The sequence below is a fragment of the Ignavibacteriales bacterium genome (assembly GCA_026390575.1).
Lineage (GTDB): Bacteria > Bacteroidota > Ignavibacteria > UBA10030 > UBA10030 > Fen-1298.
In genome coordinates this window covers 309,363-327,730 of the sequence record JAPLFR010000008.1, presented here as the reverse complement: position 1 = coordinate 327,730, position 18,368 = coordinate 309,363, and the positions used below count along the sequence as shown (strand labels likewise).

The window sequence follows — 18,368 nt, the reverse complement described above, 5'->3', positions numbered from 1 at the left end:
TAAGATTGAGGGATTGAAGATTTTTGCTTGGAATAAATCGACAATCTCTTTTATTTATTACTCTAAACTTAGAACTCGTAACTCGAAACTTATAATCATTAACTGATAAGATTGAAGTAGAATATATGAAACTGAGCAAAGCGTTTATTCCCACATTAAAAGAAGTTCCGTCCGACGCAACTATACCAAGCCACCAATTGATGCTGCGTGCAGGATTTATGCGTCAATTAACGGCAGGTGTTTATTCCTATTTGCCGCTTGGCTTACGGGCAATTACCAAGGCGATGAATATCGTGCGGGAAGAAATGAATGCCATCGGTGGACAGGAATTATTGCTTCCTGCATTAAATCCGGAATCACTCTGGATTCAATCCGGAAGACGCAATGTACCGAATTTCATTCTCAGCATTAAAGAACGGGATTTAGTTCTTGCACCAACGCACGAGGAAGTTATCGGTTATATTGCGAGCATGCACATTCAATCATACAAGGACTTGCCGCAGATTTGGTATCAGATACAAACAAAATTCAGGAATGAACCACGCCCACGTTCCGGTGTTCTGCGCGGACGGCAATTTATTATGAAGGATGCGTATTCACTGGATCGTTCATGGGAAGATTTGGATAAAAGCTACGATGCGCATGCCGAAGCGTATAAAAAAATATTTACGCGATGCGGTATTAAGTTCTTTGTTGTTGGAGCATCCAGCGGTGCGATGGGCGGAACAGGTTCGCAGGAATTCATGATCGAATCGGAATTTGGAGAAGACACCACAGCTCTTTGTGCAAAGTGCGGATATGCTGCAAACTTAGAGGTAGCGACTTCCAGTATATCTAAAATGAATCGGGTTGAGAACGGTGAGCCATTGAAAGAACTTCATACGCCCAACGTAAAGACCATCGATCAACTCGTGGAATTCTTAAAAATCGATCAATCCCGCTTTGCAAAATCGCTTGTGTATAGGCATAACGGCAAACCACTTCTTATTCTCATGATGGGAAATGACCAGCTCAATGAATCGAAGCTTACTGCGGCATTAGGCGGCGGCGATGTATCGCCCATGGGCGCAGAGGAATTGTTGTCACTGACCGGTGCAGACGGCGGCTCTATCGGCCCTATTAATTTAAAAGGTTTTAGAATTATAACCGACAAACGGCTGGAAGGCATGAATGGTCTTATTAGCGGCGCGAATCGGAATGATTATCATATTGCAAATATCGATTTAGCGCGTGATACGAAAGTGGACGGATATTATGATTTACGTTCTATCGAGTCAGGTGAACCATGCCCGCAATGCTCTGCACCGTTGAAAATATCCAATGCTATTGAGCTTGGGCATATCTTCAAGCTCGGAACAAAATATTCGGATACGCTCAACATTACGTACCTTGATGAAAACGGAAAAGCCCAGCCGGTGATTATGGGCAGCTATGGAATCGGTATGGAACGTATCGTTGCTTGCTATATCGAACAGAATCATGACAAAGACGGTATCGTCTGGAATAAAGCGCTGGCGCCGTACCAAATTCATCTCATTGCTGTGAATATGAATAGCAAAGATGTTGTAACAGCATCAGAACGAATTTACAATCAATTGAGTGAGGTTGGTGTTGACATACTCTATGATGATCGCTCAAGCATTACTCCAGGATTTAAATTCAAAGATGCAGATTTACTTGGTATGCCATTGCAAGTCATTGTAGGCGATAAGGGATTAAAAAATGGTCAGATTGAAATCAAGCGCAGAAGAACGGGTGAACGGATTCTTGTAAAGCTTGAAGATGCCATACCAGAAATACAAAAGTTATTGCGTGAATAGAGAAAAGCAGATAATTCAAACCTCAAAAAGCAAATGACAAATAACTCACAATTAAGAAATATATATTATTGATTTTGATGTTTGTGTTTTATTTAGGATTTGTAGATTATTATTTGGAATTTCCCCTTAGTTAGAAACAGCCCTATGCAGTTTGTTCATCTCCATAATCACACACATTATAGTCTTCTTGACGGAGCGTCAACTGTTCAGAGTCTGGTCAATGCCGCCGTTGCGAATAACATGCCGGCAGTCGCTTTGACTGATCATGGTGTTCTTTTTGGAGCGATTGAATTTTACAAGCGGGCTAAGAAAGCAGGCATAAAGCCTATTATCGGCTGCGAAGCATATATCGTTACCAAAGGAAGCCGATTCAAAAAAAAAGTAGATACAAACCGTATGAATAAGGGTGAAGGACGGGGTATTTACAATCATATCGTTCTGCTGGCAAAGGATGCAGCTGGATACAAGAATTTGAGCCGCCTCTGCACTATTGGACATACAGAAGGATTTTACTTCAAACCTCGGATTGACGTAGAAGTGTTGGCGAAATACCATGAGGGAATTATTGCAACATCGGCATGCCAGGCCGGCATTGTTAATGAACAGCTTGTGAACGGCAACTATCATGAAGCACTGGAATATGCATCAATCTATCGAGATATTTTTGGCGAGGATTTCTATATTGAAATTCAAAACCACGGTTTGCAGAACGAACAAACCATTCTCACTAACGCGCCAAAAATTGCACGTGAACTCGGCATTAAACTTGTAGCGACAAACGATTGTCATTACATCCTGCAAGAGCATGCCATCCCGCATAATATCATGCTCTATATCCCCGAAGCAAGCAGCACGAACGTATCTGATTATCAGACACTGCGATATAAAACGGATCAGCTCTATTTCAAATCCTCTGCAGAGATGATAGCATTATTCAAAGAGTTTCCTGAAGCAATTCACTCGACAGAAGAAATTACAGACAAGTGTAATCTAGAAATAGAATTAAAGAAAAATTATATGCCGGCATTTCCTATTCCGCCGGATGAAGGTATTGCTGATCCGGATGAATATTTTGAACGGCTCGTACGGGAACGCCTCCCCAAAAGATATGAAACGATCACGCCTGAAATCGAAGAGCGTGTTGTTCATGAAATAAATGTCATACAGAAGATGGGATACGCGGGATACTTTCTCATCGTGCAAGATTTTATTGCTGCGGCACGCGAAATGGGTGTGCGTGTTGGACCCGGAAGAGGCAGTGCTGCCGGAAGTATTGTCTCGTATGCGCTTGGTATTACAGACATTGATCCTCTCAAATACGATTTGCTGTTTGAACGATTTCTTAATCCAGATCGCGTTTCGATGCCGGATATTGATATCGATTTTGCAGATAATAAGCGCGAACGTGTCATTGATTATGTGAAGAATAAATACGGAGAAAAGTCCGTTGCTCAGATTGTGACATTTGGTACCATGTCAGCCCGCGCTGCGCTCAAAGATGTAGGACGAGTACTTGGCATTCAATTATCTGTCATTGATTCAATAACAAAGCAAATTCCAGTCGTTCAAGGGAAGGTGACTCCGATTGAAGAAGCACTGAAGACCATCCCGGATCTTAAGTGGGTGAATCAAAGTTCAGATGAAAAAATAAAACTTCTGATCGATACGGCAAAAGTTCTTGAGGGGATGAACCGCAATCTTTCAACTCATGCGGCTGGCGTCGTGATTGCACCGGGAGACATCAGCGATTATGTACCGATGTACAAGACACCGCAGACGGATTTTATGACGCAGTACAATATGAAAGACCTCGAGGATGCCGGTCTGCTCAAGATGGATTTTCTTGGTTTGCGTACGTTGACCGTTATTGATGATGCTCTGCAGATGATAGAGCAAGGACACAATGTAAAACTGGATTTAGATAAAATTCCAGAAGCTGATGAAAAAACTTTGGAGCTCTTTACTCGCGGGCAAACCGTAGCATTGTTCCAGTTCGAAAGTACCGGCATGCAGGATTATTTACGGAAACTGAAGCCGACATCTATTCATGATCTTGTCGCAATGAATGCCCTCTACCGCCCCGGGCCGATGGGCAATATTCCAGATTTCATTGAGAGAAAAAACGGCAAACAGAAAATCACGTATCTCCATCCGAAGCTTGAACCGATCCTCCGCGAGACCTATGGCATCATTGTCTATCAAGAGCAGGTTATTAAAATTGCGAGTGAAATTGGCGGATTAAGTCTTGCGCAAGCTGATTTGCTGCGCCGTGCAATGGGCAAAAAAGATAAAGAGTTGATGGCGAAGCAGAAGAAGGAGTTTGTTGAAAATGCAGTCGTAAAAAATATCGAAAAAAAGACCGCTGCAGAAATATTTGATTTGATTGAAAAGTTCGCTTCCTACGGATTTAATAAATCGCATAGTGTTGCATACTCTGTGCTCGCGTATCAGACCGCGTATCTGAAAGCGCATTATCCAGCGGAGTATATGGCAGCAACTCTTTCGAGTGAAATGAACAACACCGATAAGATTGTCGTACTCATTGATGAATGCCGCAAGCTTGGAATTGCCGTTATGCCTCCTGACGTCAACGAAAGCGATGTAAGCTTTCTTGTGACACCGAAAGGAATTCGCTTCGGACTGAGCGCTATTAAAAATGTCGGCACGGGTGCTGTCGAACAAATCGTGAAAGCGCGGAGTGAGAAAGGGCGGTTCAAAGATATTTTTGACTTCTGTGTTCGCGTTGATCTGCGTTTAGCAAATAAGAAAACGATTGAAGGACTTATCCAAGCAGGAGCATTTGATTCTCTCCATAACAATCGTGCGCAAATATTCGCAAATGTAGAAGCTGCAATAGGGTATGGCCAGGATCTACAGGAGCAAATTGAAAAAGGACAATCGAATTTGTTCGATCTGAGCGGGGCGAAAATTACAAATCGCCCGATGTTTCGCACGGTGGCAGAGTGGCCTGAAACAGAGAAACTTTCGCGTGAGAAAGCAGTGCTGGGCTTTTATGTATCCGGTCATCCATTGTTGAAATATCGTGATGAGATCGACGCATTCTCAACAGCAAAATTAGGTGAAGCAGATTCTGTGAAACCAAATTCCATGCTCCGTGTCTGCGGCATCATCTCCGACATTAAAAAGAAAATAGATAAACGCAACAGAACGATGGCATTTGTTACGATAGAGGATTTTACAGGCAAAGCAGACTGCATTGTCTTCGCTGATGCTTTTCAAAAATATGCTGAACTTCTTCAAGTAGGTTCCATCGTCATGATGGTAGGGAAGAACGATGGTAATGAGGAAGCGATAAAAGTTATCGTCAATGAAATCATCGGCATAGAGGAAGTACGTAAGAAATATGCAAAAGGTGTTCTCATCAATGTGAATCTCGATAGCATGCAGGAAAAAGATGTATTTGAATTAGTGAAGCTCATGGAACACAATCAAGGTAAATGTCAGTGTCTCTTGAATCTCTCAGGTAGCGGATTAGACAACAATTCGATATATTTAATACGAAAGTACACAGTTGATCCTCACAGGCAATTTGTGGATGCAGTGAAGAAACTTCTTGGACAGGAGACAGTGCGTTTAAGAGGATAACAAAAAGGGACAATAGATATGAAACCAGTAGAATTGAGCGAAACCAATTTTGAACAGGAAGTGTTGAAAGCAACCACACCTGTACTTGTTGATTTTTGGGCAGTATGGTGCGGTCCCTGCAAAATGATTGCACCTATTGTGGACGAGCTTGCAGTTGAATATGAAGGCAAATTGAAAATCGGCAAAGTGGACGTTGACAATCACCAGCAGATTGCAATGCAATACGGTATCCGTAGCATTCCAACGCTTCTTATTTTTAAAGATGGAAAAGTAGTGGAACAGATTGTCGGTGCAGCGCCAAAGAAATCTCTGATTGATAAATTATCAAAACATCTCAATTGAATTGAGCAAATTAGGAAAAGCGAGAACAGAGCGGCGTATCAGCAATTCTCGCTTTTTTGTTTTCAGGTAACGATTGAAAGAAGGGAATAGTATTGAGCACATACAATAAAAGAACAGTCACGTGCGGCGAATTAAGAAAAAGCCATATCGGGAAAACTGTCACACTCACAGGATGGGTAGATAAGCGTCGCGATCTTGGTGGATTAATTTTTATTGATCTGCGGGATCGATATGGCAAAGCGCAAATTGTTTTTTCACCAGAGCGGCACGCTGGTGCACATGAAATTGCAAAATCTTTGCGATCGGAATATGTTATTTCAGTGACGGGTGTCGTGAATATCCGGCCCACAGAGACAGAGAATGCAGAGATAGCGACCGGAGAAGTTGAAGTAGATATCAACGAACTCTCCATTCTTAACAAAGCTGAAACACCGCCGTTTGCTCTGGATGATTATGTGGAAATTAACGAAGACCTTCGGTTAAAATACAGGTTTCTCGATTTACGCCGGCCTTCGATGCAAAGTAATTTACTTATGCGGCACAACACATATCAAGTGACAAGAAAATATTTTGATAGAAATGGTTTTTTAGAAATTGAAACTCCAATTCTCATGAAGAGTACTCCGGAGGGAGCACGCGATTTCCTTGTCCCGAGCCGGTTACACCATGGAAAATTCTACGCGTTGCCGCAATCCCCGCAGACCTATAAACAAATTTTGATGGTGTCTGGATTCGACAGGTATTTTCAAATTGTGAAATGTTTCAGGGATGAAGATCTTCGCGCTGACAGGCAGCCGGAATTCACACAAATCGATGTTGAGATGTCATTTGTTGATGAAGAAGACATCCAAAAGGTCACTGAAGGTGCAATTGCTGATATTTTTAAGACGATACTGAATTATGAAGTACCGGCGACATTTCCCAAAATGACGTATAAAGCAGCAATGGAACGATTTGGAAGTGACAAACCTGATACGCGGTTCTGTTTAGAAATCCGAGACTGCTCGGATATAGCCGCAGCATCAGGATTCCGGGTTTTCAGTGATGCAGTAAAGAAGGATGGAATTGTTGCAGGGATGAACGTTCCCAATCTTGCTTCGTATACGCGAAGTCAATTGGACATTTTAACGGATTACGTCAAGTCGCTTGGAGCTGGTGGACTGGTGTATTTGAGAGTAACGGAAGATAAAGTAGAATGTTCTGCCGGCAAATTTATAACGCAGGAAGAGTCGAATGCTATTGCGAAAAAGTTTGAAGCAAAGCCGGGAGATCTCATTCTCTTAATTTCTGGTGCCTGGCAAAAAGCTTTAACGATTCTCGGCACCCTTCGTCTTGAGATGGCACAACGGTTGAATCTGATTCCAGAGGGAAAATGGAATTTTCTATGGGTAACGGATTTTCCTTTGCTGGAGTACAGTGAAGAAGAAAAACGATTTGTCGCTGTCCATCATCCGTTTACCGCACCAAAACCAGAAGATGTTCATCTGCTGGAAACCAATCCTGGCAAAGCACGAGCGCGGGCGTATGATTTAGTTCTGAACGGGAATGAAATTGCCGGCGGCAGTATCCGTATCCACACCCAGGAAGTTCAGAGTAAGATGTTTGGCCTTATGGGTATTACACCGGAAGAGGCGAAGTTAAAATTCGGATTTTTGCTGGATGCCTTTAAATATGGCGCGCCGCCACATGGTGGAATTGCATTTGGACTTGATCGTATGATCATGCTTATGACCGGAAGTAAATCCATTCGCGACGTGATTGCTTTTCCGAAAACATCAAGCGGCATGTCGTTGATGGATGATGCGCCATCGATCGTCGATCATAAACAATTGGATGAACTGCATATTAGAATAAAATGAAATTGCATGACGTGAGGCTCACGTGGTAGTGTGTACGCTGCGTCCGCAAGAATGAAAAAGGAGACATCAATTTGAGCTTTCTTGATTTACGAACACAGTTGGAAGAACAACAAAAACGCATCGACGCACTTCGGGGGTATCTTTGACCTCGATAAAAAGGAACAGGAATTAAAAGAATATCAGGCACGGACGACCACAGACGGATTTTGGAATGATAATGTCGCTGCACAGAAAGTCATCCAAGAAATCAATGGGAGGAAAGAATGGATTGATGCCTGGAACGCACTTGAAGTTCTGTGTCGAGACACGGCATCATTGATTGAGATGGCGGAGGAAGCTCAGGAAACGAGTTATGAGACGGAAGCAAAACGAGATATTGAAAAGCTTCGTATCGGTATAGAAAATCTCGAACTCAAAAATATGCTGAGTGGTCCGGATGACGAGAAAAATGCATTTTTGACAATTCACTCCGGAGCAGGCGGTACTGAAGCGCAAGATTGGGCGGAAATGCTTTTACGCATGTATTCCCGATGGTGCGAGCGTCACGGATTAAAAATATTCCTTGCCGATATGCTGGAAGGCGAGGGCGCAGGCATTAAAAGTGCAACGATTGAAATCATCGGTAAGTATGCGTATGGATATTTAAAGGCAGAGATTGGCGTGCACAGGCTTGTGCGCATTTCACCATTCGATGCAAATGCCCGCAGGCATACATCATTTTCCTCCGTGTTTGTCTATCCTGAAATTGAAGACGATGTGGCAATCGAAATTAATCCTTCGGATTTGAAAATTGATACATATCGCTCCGGCGGCAAGGGCGGTCAGAATGTCAACAAAGTCGAAACTGCAGTGCGTATCACCCATATTCCTTCCGGTGTTATTGTTGCATGCCAGGAGGAACGCTCGCAATTTCAGAATCGCGAACGCGCAATGAAAATGTTGAAATCCCGCCTCTATCAAATTCGCCGTGAAGAAGAAGAAGCGCGGCTAAGTGCAATTGAAAGCACCAAGAAGAGAATTGAATGGGGAAGCCAGATCCGTTCATATACATTTCAGCCCTATCAACTTGTCAAAGATCATCGAACGGGAACAGAAAAAGGAGATGTGCAAGCTGTCATGGATGGTGCAATTGATGAATTCATCAAGAGCTATCTTCTGGAATTTTCAACGAAGTCATAATTATCGAGTTCCCTGTGCGTTTACGGTTCAAAAAAAAAGATGTAACAGATTTCATTGCAATTCGGCATTTGACCTCGAGGCATAATAAAGGATTTGTTTCCTTTATTACGTTCATTGCAATTATCGGTGTCACGCTTGGCGTTGCCAGTTTAGATATCACGCTCGCCATCCTCGGTGGATTTGAAAGAACCATCAAAGAGAATGTCGTGAGTTTTACCGCTCATATGCAATTGTTCGCATTTGAGAACGATTTATTACCAGATCCGGATTTGACCATTCAAAAAGTTATTGCACGTTTCCCGGAAGTGCTCGAGATGGCGCCGTATCTTTCCCGTGAAGGAATGATTCGATCGAAGTCAGATATAGATGGTGTTCTGATTAAAGGTGTTGATCCGACAAACGATATTTCAGCAGCAAAACGAAGACTTGTTGAAGGTGTCTATGATCTTGAAGAACGCGAGACCGGTGCTCAGCGAGTCATCGTAGGAAGGCGGTTAGCAGAAAAATTAAATGTACGCCTCAATGATCGTGTACTGATGTATGCGCTGGGAGGGACGTCGCTCTCACTTTCCCAAACGCGGATTATGCAATTTGAGATCAGCGGGATTTACGAAACAGGAATGGCAGATTACGATGGAAGTGTGATTTACGTCCATTTGAGAAATGCGCAGCGTCTCTGCCAAGTCGGAAGAACTGTTTCAGGATTTGATATCTTAGTTTCTAATACTGATAGTCTTACGTCGCTTGCCCAACAAATTCCTGAATATCTCGGTTATCCATATTATGCCCGGACAATGTTTCAGCAGTATAGAAATTTATTTGCGTGGGTCGATCTTCAGCGCATACCCGTATTGATTATTTTAGCGCTCATTATTATTGTTGCCACTGTGAATATTATTGGCACATTGTTGATGATGATACTTGGGAAGTCACGTGAAATCGGAACACTCATAGCGATAGGCATGCAGCGCAAGAATATTGTTCGTGTTTTTCTGAAGCAAGGATTTCTTATCGGGATCATTGGAACAATTCTTGGCAATTGTATTGCGCTCGTACTTTGTTGGTTGGAACTTCGGTATCGATTATTTCCACTTCCATCGGGAATTTATTTTATGACGCATGTTCCGGTTGAGCTTTCTATTATCAATTTTATCCTCGTCAGTGCAGCCGCGCTTGGCATGAGTTTTCTTGCGTCGTGGCTTCCATCAAAACTTGCCGCAAAAATGGATCCAATAAAACTTATTCGCTTTTCATAATGAGCTACGAACATTTTATAGCACGCCGATATTTGCTGAGCAAAAAGAATATGAAATTTGTCTCAATTATTTCAGCAATTTCTATCACAGGCGTTACGATTGGTGTAGCGGCGCTCGTTGTTGTGCTCTCAGTATTTAACGGTTTTGGAAGCTTGGTATCTTCCATTCTCATCAATTTTGATCCGCATCTTCGAATCGAAAGTACGGCTCCATTGGATTCGGCTGGGTATAGACCTATGCTCGCATACCTTTCTCAACAGCCGTATGTGAAAGCATATTCACCGTTTGTAGGTGGAAAGGCGCTTATTGTTTCGCGAAATGTAAACCGCGTTGTCAATATCAGAGGACTCGAAACAAGTAAAATTCCGCTTGTCTCCGGGCTATCAGAAAAACTTGTCCTCGGATCAGTTGATATAGATGAAAGACCAAGCGGTGGAATTATCCTTGGTCTTGTTCTTGCAGATAGATTAGGTGTTGTTATCGGTGATACAATTTCTATCGTAAGTCCATCAGGTGCAGAATTGGCGACGATGCAGCTTGCATTACCGCTCATTCGCCGTTTTCGAGTGGCTGGAATTTACGAATCAAATAATAAAGATTATGACGGCTACTATGCTTTCACAAACCTCACCAATGCTCAATCTCTGTTCGATCGTGCAGGGCGAATTGACGGCATAGATATACGCTTTGATCAAATTGATAAGACAGATCGTTGGAGGAATGAATTGCAGCAGAAGTTTGGGAGCGCTTTTCGTTATCTCACGTGGTACGATCTGCACCACGAACTTTTCACCGTCATGCAAATCGAACGGTGGTGCGCGTATATCGTGCTCTGTCTTATTATTGCAGTCGCTTCCTTTAATCTGCTCGGCTCTTTGACGATGACCGTTATTGAGAAACGGCGCGATATTGGAATTCTCAAAGCGATGGGTGCTTCGAGCGAAAGCCTGAAGAAAATATTTGGACTTCAAGGTCTCTTTGTTGGGATCGCCGGTACCATAGCAGGATCGGTAATTGGATTACTTATTGTGTATCTTCAAGAACGGTATCATTTAGTTGCACTCGATACAACAATATATATCATACCAGCAATGCCGGTTGAAGTGCATCTCATGGACATTGTGGTTATTGCAGTCGCTGCAATTGGTTTATGTTCGCTTGCGTCACGCCTCCCGGCTAAACGGGCGGCAAGTCTTGATCCAGTGAAAGCCATACGATGGGAATGACACGCCGCTCAACTCTTCTTACCGGAGAGAATATTTGGAAAGAATATCCGATGGGAAAGAACCAGACTCTTCAGGTTCTGAAAGGTGTTGATATTGAAATTCGACATGGGGAATTCGTTGTGATTGTAGGTCCGTCCGGCTCGGGTAAAAGTACCTTGCTGCACATTTTAGGCGGACTTGATCGTCCCACGGATGGAATGGTAAAACTTGGTGACCAGAATGTATTTGCGCATACAGAAGAACAACTGGCAATATTTAGAAATCGTTCGCTTGGTTTTATTTTTCAATTCCATCATCTTCTTCCGGAATTTTCTGCATTAGAAAATGTATGCATGCCTGCGCTGATAGCCGGAAAAACAATCAAGGAAGCAACTCCGCGTGCTCAAATACTTTTGGAACAGGTAGGTCTTTCGGATCGTGCACGCCATAAGCCGAATGAACTTTCCGGTGGAGAACAACAAAGAGTTGCTGTCGCCCGCGCACTTATGAACAATCCAAAGATTGTTCTTGCAGATGAACCATCGGGTAATCTTGATGAAGAGAACGGTCTGAGTTTGCATCGTTTGCTGGTACATCTCTCAGAAGAATTTGGAATGACATTTGTCGTTGCAACACACAATTTTGACCTTACGAGACGTGCACATCGTGTGCTTCGCCTTTCTGACGGAAAATTGAACATCGCTAGGCATCAGTAAATAAATTTCGGATCTTGACATTGAAAAGAAATGCCTTAAATTACTTTTTAGACCAAAACAACAGTGATTCTTCTGACCATTGTTTATAGACATGCCCGGCGTTTTCAGTATCGTCGGGTTTTTTCATGATTTATTTTGGAGAATAAAATGGCGAGAATAGAAAAACGTATAGCTGCGAAACCGAAAACACTCGGTGACGCGCTTCCATTTACAAAATTAAATTATCAGATTCTTGGCGCAGGGATACTGTGTATCATACTCGGCTATGTGGCTCTTGCACAAGACCCATGGAATGGCACGATGCCCCTCGTTGTTGCACCCATTTTGTTAGTGCTTGGCTATTGTGTCGTCATACCAATTGGTATTCTCTTTCGCAAAAGAACAACCGCCAAAGTTGATGCTCAACCGAATGAGTTGCGTTCAGAAAATTGACATTGAATTTCGACACCTCTTTTCGTATATTGGTATCGTTCGGTGAAGCAGAACATGCTTGCGCTGTGCGAGTAAAATTGGGAATGTGCGAGCGTGTAGCTCAGGGGTAGAGCATCTGCCTTTTAAGCAGAGGGTCGGTGGTTCGAGCCCACCCACGCTCACATTTCTTCGCCCGGATGGTGGAACTGGCAGACACACCATCTTGAGGGGGTGGCGCCCGAAAGGGCATGCGAGTTCAAGTCTCGCTCCGGGCACTTACAAAAGGGACGGCATTGAGCTGTCCCTTTTTCTTTTACTTGATTTTATTGCATGTCAAACGCATTCATCGTAATTTGGCAGCATCTATGGAAATTCGAGCACATGTCGTGGTGAGTGGATTAGTTCAAGGTGTTGGATATCGCTATTTTGTCTTCAATCGGGCGGTCAATCTCGGATTAGTTGGGTATGCGCGAAATATTTTTTCTGGCAAGGTTGAAATCGAGATTGAAGGAGATCGCTCATTGATAGAAGAATTTATTAAGGAAGTAAAGGTTGGTCCGCGAGTAGCACAAGTAAAAGATTTAAAAATAGAATGGCTCGATTGTACTCAATCGTATAAAAGTTTCGAAATACGATAACGAGTATTTGAGATAATCTCATACGTGACAAAGGAAACAAAAGAAGTGATTCGATTTGGATTAGGTTATGATGTTCACCGTTTGGTACAAGGACGAAAGCTCGTCTTAGGCGGCGTTCGTATTCCTTCAAACATCGGACTGTTAGGACATTCTGACGCGGATGTTTTGCTTCATGCCATCTGTGATGCACTTCTTGGCGCAGCGGCATTGGGCGATATCGGAAAACATTTTCCCGATATAAATGCACTCTATCGCAATATCTCAAGTCTCAAGCTCCTTAAACAAGTCGGAATACTGATTCGGGAAAATGGGTTTGCTATTAACAACATCGATTCAACTGTCGTTCTCGAAAAGCCGAAAATAGCAAAGTACGTTGATGTGATGCGTCAACGCATTGGAAAGGCACTCAAGATCTCTCCTCAGTTCATTTCCATTAAAGCTACTACCCATGAGGGACTTGGATCTTTTGGCAGGGGAGAAGGCTGTGCTGCCTTTGCCATTGCTTCCATTTTGCAAAAAGAAATTAAGTAAACTATGGAAGAATTTGTCACGTACCTTGCAGCACTGAATCCACTCTGGGTCTATTGTGTTGCCGCTGCAATTGCGTATATGGAGAATGTGTTTCCGCCTTTACCAAGCGATGTGATTTTGCTCGCTGCTGGATCGCTTGCTGCACCCGAACTTGGAAAAGTAAATTTTATTCTTCTGCTCGTCCTTTCGACTGCAGGAAGTACCGCAGGTTTCCTCACGATGTACAAAATTGGTGATTGGTTTGGTGTTCGTATTTTGGAAGCAGGAAAATTCAAGTTCATTCCGCTTGAGAAAGTGCATCAAGTTGAAACGTGGTTTAAGGCCTACGGGTACTGGATTGTCATTGCGAACCGCTTTATGGCCGGCACAAGAGCCGTTGTTTCTTTTTTTGCCGGAATGTCTGAATTATCGCTTATGCGGACAACGATCCTGTCGTTGCTGAGTTCATTGCTTTGGAATTTTATTCTCTTGTTTGCCGGGAGAGAAATGGGAATGAATTGGAGAGAAATAGTATTCCATCTTGAAACGTACGGCAAAGTGGTAACGATTATTCTGATTGTCGTTGTCATAATATTTGTCAGCCGGTATTATTACAAAAATCGAATAAATTCTTCCGGCAATCCAACTTCTACAAAACCTTCGGATAAATAAATCAAGAGAAGCTTGTGCTCGAATATCTCAATTTTATCGATATTAAATTGTTCCACTTTGTGAATGGTTCGTTGTCCAATTCAGTGTTCGATTTTCTTATGCCAATCATCACCGACTTGAATAAGCTGCGACTAGTATTGGTCTTCGTAGCCGTCATTCTTCTATGGATGCTTATTAGGGGGAGGCGTCATGTTAAGATCGCGGCCCTGCTTCTCATTGTTACTATTGTTGTGAGTGACCAATTAAGCAGTTCTGTGCTCAAGTATTGGCTGGAACGCCCAAGACCATGCCACGTTCTGCACAATGTTCATCTCCTCGTTAGCTGCGGAAGCGGGTTCTCATTTCCGTCTTCGCACGCCGTCAATAATTTTGCAGCCGCTCTGATATTGGCTTTCTTTTTTCCCCGGGCTCAATGGTGGTTTTTTGGGATTGCATCACTTGTAGCTTTTTCACGTGTGTACGTCGGCGTTCATTATCCATCTGATATAATCGGTGGCGCAATCATCGGATTATTTTGCGCTGGGAGCGTGCTTCTCGTTTTTATTGCATTAGAAAAACTTTGGTACAGCGTTCGGCATAACAAAGCGTACGAAGAAAGCTTTTGATGACTGATTCCGAATTACATCAAACTCAAGACCGATGGTTGCCGCGTGCAGGGCTTTCAGTTGCTTCCGGAATTCTTCTCGGTTTCTCTTTTCCGCCGTCTCCATTTTATACACTGGCGTATGTTGCATTTATCCCACTGTTTTTCCTTTTCGCCAGATTAGAATCTTTTTACAAGATTGCAAAGTATTCGTATTTATTCCTCTTCGTTTTCCATCTCATAACGGTATATTGGACAGGCGGATTTGTTGTCGGTAAAGATCTGTGGATGATGACAGCCGGTGCTGCAGTTATTTTCATTCATCCGCTATTCTTCCTGCCGATAGTTGTACTGGCATTTCTTGTTAAGAAAAAGCTTGGACTTATTCAGGGACTCATAGCATTTGCCTTGTTCTGGACTTCGTTTGAATATCTTCACTCGCTGGGCGAATATTCGTTTCCATGGCTTTCACTTGGAAATAGCCAGGCATATGATCTTCATCGAATCCAGATAGTTGAATATTCCTCTGTGTACGGGTTGACACTTCTCATTTTTACATTCAATAGTATAGCTTTTTTGATACTATGGAATCAAGCGAGCGGCACATGGAAGCTTCGATCAAGAAAGATCCTCTTTTTAGTATCAGTTCTGGTCATCCTGTATTTTGGTTCTGCTCTCTACGGCACGTATGCTATGAAGAAGGAATCGATAGATGTCAATAATAAAATATCTGTCGGCATCCTTCAACCAAACTTTGATCCCTGGGACAAATGGGGCGGAAGTTTCGGTGATAAATTCGAATCATATGTTCGTCAACTCAATTATTATTTTACTGAAACACAACAACTTTCCAAACTCAAACCGGATATGATTATCTGGCCGGAAACAGCTATTCCATTTCACATTCTCTTGCCTCGATATTCTCTCTATCTTTCAGAGCTTCTTTCACTTGCCGATACACTGAACCTTCCTATTTATACGGGGCTTCCTACTGCAGAATATTTCGATTCATTACATGCGCCGGCAACTGCGGAAAGAATTGGAATGTCAAATCTCTATGTGGAATCATACAACGCTGGTGTTCTCATTCAGCCTCACCGCGTCATTGGACAAATTCATAAGAAGTCAATCTTGGTTCCATTTGCAGAGCGCATTCCCTACGCAGAATCATTTCGGTTTCTCATCGAGCCCCTTAAATGGAACGTAGGAATTTCAAGCTGGGGAAAAGGTGAGGATACTGTTGTGTACGCATTACGTTTGAAAGATGGCCGTCAAACAAAATTTTCTGGAATGATTTGCTATGAATCGGTCTATCCAAATTATGTAAGAGAATTTGTGAAACGAGGAGCCGAATTTCTCGTCATTATCACAAACGATAGCTGGTGGGGTAATACGCCTGGTGCATATCAGCATGCTTCGTTTGCATCTTTAAGAGCAGTTGAAACTCGGCGCTGGGTAGTTCAGTGCGCAAACGGCGGTATTTCCATGGTTGTTGATCCGACAGGTAAAAGACAAGTAACAACAGATTTGTACACAAAAGCTCAATTTATTGCGGATATTGATTTGTTATCAAAAAAAACATTTTATGTTGCCTACGGAGATGTCGTAGCTCAAATATGTCTTGTGATGTCAATATTAATGCTATTTTCAGCAATCGTAAAAATAAATAAATCAAAAGGGAACTGAAGTGGACATGATCGATCTGCGAAGCGATACAGTAACAAAACCTTCTCATGAAATGAGAGAGGCGATGCTCACTGCTGAAGTTGGCGATGATGTGTATGGTGAAGATCCAACAGTAAATCGATTGCAGGAAAGAGTAGCTGAACTTCTTGGCAAAGAGGCGGCGCTTTTTGTGCCATCAGGTGTGATGGCAAATCAACTGGCAATCAAAGTGCAAACTCAGCCGGGTGATGAAGTTATTGTCGAAAGCGAATCGCATATCTTTAACTTCGAAACGGCTGGAGCTGCATTTCTTTCGAATGTACAGTTGTGTACCGTCAAGGGAACCCATGGTATCTTAAAAGCAGATCAGGTGCCTCAAGCAATTCGCTCATCGGTGTATTACAATCCGAAGACTTCACTGCTCTGTCTTGAAAATACACACAACAAGGCAGGCGGAACAATTTATCCACTTGAAGAAATTCAGAAAATCCATGACGTGGCGCGAAACAGAAAACTTTCCCTTCATCTTGATGGCGCTCGTCTCTGGAATGCCTCTGTGGCAACTGGTATTGCTCCCATTGAATATGCCCGCTTTTTTGATACAGTCTCAGTGTGTTTCTCAAAAGGCTTGGGGGCTCCGGTTGGTTCTGCTTTAACTGGAACGCGAGAGAAAATCGAATCCGCACGTAAATATCGAAAAATATTTGGCGGCGGAATGCGCCAGGTGGGAATTCTTGCGGCAGGCGCATTATTCGCCCTTGACCATAACATTAAGCGTTTGAAGGAAGATCACGACAAAGCAAAATGGTTAGCAAAAGAATTATGTACTCTTCCCGGTATTTCGCTTGATTTAAATTCTGTGCAAACAAATATTCTTATCTTCACTGTGAGCGGCAGATCAGAGAACGCGGAAGAGCTTATCTCTCAGTTAAAAGCTCAAGGTGTTCTTATTTCAGAAATGGGTAACTCTACTTTGCGTGCGGTAACACATCTTGATGTGAGTATGGAACAAATTAAAAAAGCATCGGCAGCGATACAATCACTTCTCTGTAATTAAAAGGAGAACGTATGGAGAACAACAATCTCGATCATCAATCTCGGACAGATTACGACATTCAACAAGATCAACAACTCAAGGGGCTTCTCTCAGCGCAGGATGATGTATGGCGTATCTTCCGCGTTATGGCAGAATTTGTCGATGGGTTTACTATGATGGCTCGACAAAAGAATCTCGTTTCTGTATTTGGTTCTGCTCGATTAGAGCCGGATTCGCGTTACTACCATCTTGCAGTGCTGGTGGCGAAAGAACTTGTCAAGCATGGGTTCAACGTGCTTACCGGTGGCGGTCCCGGCATTATGGAGGCGGCAAATAAAGGGGCACAAGAGCAAAGAGGAAATTCTGTCGGTGTCTGCATAGAACTGCCGCATGAAGAAGACGCGAATAGGTATATTGATCGAGGAAGAATGCAAACTTTTAGGCATTTCTTTGTCCGAAAAGTAATGTTTGTTAAGTATGCCCATGGATTTATCGTCATGCCTGGAGGATTTGGTACGTTTGATGAATTCTTTGAAGCGCTTACACTTGTACAGACAAAAAAAACAAAAGCATTTCCGATTATCCTTATGGGTTCAGATTACTGGAAAGGTCTTGTTGATTGGATCAAAACGACGGTTGTTCAGGAGAAAATGATCGCTCCTGAAGATATAGATTTGATTCACGTAACTGACGATCCGGTCGAAGCCGCTACAATTATCGAGAATTTCTACAAAAAAAACGTCATGATTACGAATTTCTAAATTACCCGGAATCTATACATAGCAAATTTTCTTGCTTCTTCAAAAGTCATTGTGTATATTATACACAGTTGATGTAGATAGCCCGAGGTAGACGGGCTATTTTTTTTGG

16 protein-coding genes and 2 tRNA genes are annotated in these 18,368 nt (G+C 42.8%); all 18 read left to right on the top strand.

The features are described from left to right. Positions 1-125: 125 nt before the first annotated feature. The 18 genes from NTX44_07590 to NTX44_07505 all read left to right on the top strand — a co-directional run bounded on the left by NTX44_07590 (position 126) and on the right by NTX44_07505 (position 18,259). Positions 126-1,820 (top strand): proline--tRNA ligase, encoded by a 1,695-nt coding sequence (locus NTX44_07590; protein MCX6121468.1) that lies wholly within the window; start codon positions 126-128, stop codon positions 1,818-1,820. Positions 1,821-1,964: 144 nt separating this feature from the next. Beyond that, on the top strand, positions 1,965-5,426 hold the full coding sequence (dnaE, locus tag NTX44_07585; protein MCX6121467.1) for a DNA polymerase III subunit alpha: 3,462 nt from the start codon (positions 1,965-1,967) through the stop codon (positions 5,424-5,426). Positions 5,427-5,444: 18 nt separating this feature from the next. After that, complete coding sequence (gene trxA, locus NTX44_07580) at positions 5,445-5,768, top strand: thioredoxin (GenBank protein ID MCX6121466.1); 324 nt, start codon at positions 5,445-5,447, stop codon at positions 5,766-5,768. A gap of 92 nt (positions 5,769-5,860) precedes the next feature. Further along, the gene (aspS, locus tag NTX44_07575) at positions 5,861-7,627 is read left to right on the top strand and encodes an aspartate--tRNA ligase (protein MCX6121465.1); all 1,767 of its coding nucleotides are present in this window, start codon (positions 5,861-5,863) and stop codon (positions 7,625-7,627) included. Between the two features lie 81 nt (positions 7,628-7,708). After that, complete coding sequence (prfB, locus tag NTX44_07570) at positions 7,709-8,806, top strand: peptide chain release factor 2 (protein MCX6121464.1); 1,098 nt, start codon at positions 7,709-7,711, stop codon at positions 8,804-8,806. 14 nt (positions 8,807-8,820) lie between these two features. Next, positions 8,821-10,062, top strand: a complete 1,242-nt coding sequence (locus tag NTX44_07565) for an ABC transporter permease (protein MCX6121463.1) — start codon at positions 8,821-8,823, stop codon at positions 10,060-10,062. Positions 10,063-10,112: 50 nt separating this feature from the next. Further along, a complete protein-coding gene (locus NTX44_07560; GenBank protein ID MCX6121462.1) occupies positions 10,113-11,288 on the top strand; it encodes an ABC transporter permease in 1,176 nt (391 codons plus the stop codon). Then, a complete protein-coding gene (locus NTX44_07555; protein ID MCX6121461.1) occupies positions 11,279-11,983 on the top strand; it encodes an ABC transporter ATP-binding protein in 705 nt (234 codons plus the stop codon). Before NTX44_07560 ends, NTX44_07555 begins: the two co-directional genes overlap by 10 nt. Positions 11,984-12,130: 147 nt before the next feature. Continuing rightward, positions 12,131-12,415, top strand: coding sequence for a hypothetical protein (locus tag NTX44_07550; GenBank protein MCX6121460.1), 285 nt, complete (start codon positions 12,131-12,133; stop codon positions 12,413-12,415). 89 nt (positions 12,416-12,504) lie between these two features. Then, positions 12,505-12,576: transfer RNA gene (locus NTX44_07545), tRNA-Lys, on the top strand. A 9-nt stretch (positions 12,577-12,585) separates the two neighbouring features. Further along, positions 12,586-12,669: transfer RNA gene (locus NTX44_07540), tRNA-Leu, on the top strand. A 90-nt stretch (positions 12,670-12,759) separates the two neighbouring features. Then, positions 12,760-13,032, top strand: coding sequence for an acylphosphatase (locus NTX44_07535; GenBank protein ID MCX6121459.1), 273 nt, complete (start codon positions 12,760-12,762; stop codon positions 13,030-13,032). Between the two features lie 24 nt (positions 13,033-13,056). Further along, positions 13,057-13,563: a 2-C-methyl-D-erythritol 2,4-cyclodiphosphate synthase gene (gene ispF / locus NTX44_07530; GenBank protein MCX6121458.1), complete on the top strand. Its 507-nt coding sequence runs from the start codon at positions 13,057-13,059 to the stop codon at positions 13,561-13,563. 3 nt (positions 13,564-13,566) lie between these two features. Continuing rightward, positions 13,567-14,214, top strand: coding sequence for a DedA family protein (locus tag NTX44_07525; GenBank protein ID MCX6121457.1), 648 nt, complete (start codon positions 13,567-13,569; stop codon positions 14,212-14,214). A gap of 14 nt (positions 14,215-14,228) precedes the next feature. Next, positions 14,229-14,819, top strand: coding sequence for a phosphatase PAP2 family protein (locus NTX44_07520; GenBank protein ID MCX6121456.1), 591 nt, complete (start codon positions 14,229-14,231; stop codon positions 14,817-14,819). Further along, positions 14,819-16,483, top strand: coding sequence for an apolipoprotein N-acyltransferase (gene lnt / locus NTX44_07515; GenBank protein MCX6121455.1), 1,665 nt, complete (start codon positions 14,819-14,821; stop codon positions 16,481-16,483). The genes NTX44_07520 and lnt overlap by 1 nt, the downstream gene beginning before the upstream one ends. A 7-nt stretch (positions 16,484-16,490) precedes the next feature. Beyond that, the gene (gene ltaE, locus NTX44_07510) at positions 16,491-17,519 is read left to right on the top strand and encodes a low-specificity L-threonine aldolase (GenBank protein ID MCX6121454.1); all 1,029 of its coding nucleotides are present in this window, start codon (positions 16,491-16,493) and stop codon (positions 17,517-17,519) included. A gap of 11 nt (positions 17,520-17,530) precedes the next feature. Next, a complete protein-coding gene (locus NTX44_07505) occupies positions 17,531-18,259 on the top strand; it encodes a TIGR00730 family Rossman fold protein (GenBank protein ID MCX6121453.1) in 729 nt (242 codons plus the stop codon). Positions 18,260-18,368 lie beyond the last annotated feature (109 nt).

Coding starts and splice junctions, on each gene's coding strand:
- dnaE (MCX6121467.1), top strand. CDS start 1,965: ATGCAGTTTGTTCATCTCCATAATCACACACATTATAGTCTTCTTGAC.
- lnt (MCX6121455.1), top strand. CDS start 14,819: ATGACTGATTCCGAATTACATCAAACTCAAGACCGATGGTTGCCGCGT.
- NTX44_07560 (MCX6121462.1), top strand. CDS start 10,113: ATGAAATTTGTCTCAATTATTTCAGCAATTTCTATCACAGGCGTTACG.
- NTX44_07535 (MCX6121459.1), top strand. CDS start 12,760: ATGGAAATTCGAGCACATGTCGTGGTGAGTGGATTAGTTCAAGGTGTT.
- NTX44_07590 (MCX6121468.1), top strand. CDS start 126: ATGAAACTGAGCAAAGCGTTTATTCCCACATTAAAAGAAGTTCCGTCC.
- NTX44_07555 (MCX6121461.1), top strand. CDS start 11,279: ATGGGAATGACACGCCGCTCAACTCTTCTTACCGGAGAGAATATTTGG.
- trxA (MCX6121466.1), top strand. CDS start 5,445: ATGAAACCAGTAGAATTGAGCGAAACCAATTTTGAACAGGAAGTGTTG.
- NTX44_07505 (MCX6121453.1), top strand. CDS start 17,531: ATGGAGAACAACAATCTCGATCATCAATCTCGGACAGATTACGACATT.
- NTX44_07525 (MCX6121457.1), top strand. CDS start 13,567: ATGGAAGAATTTGTCACGTACCTTGCAGCACTGAATCCACTCTGGGTC.
- NTX44_07550 (MCX6121460.1), top strand. CDS start 12,131: ATGGCGAGAATAGAAAAACGTATAGCTGCGAAACCGAAAACACTCGGT.
- ltaE (MCX6121454.1), top strand. CDS start 16,491: ATGATCGATCTGCGAAGCGATACAGTAACAAAACCTTCTCATGAAATG.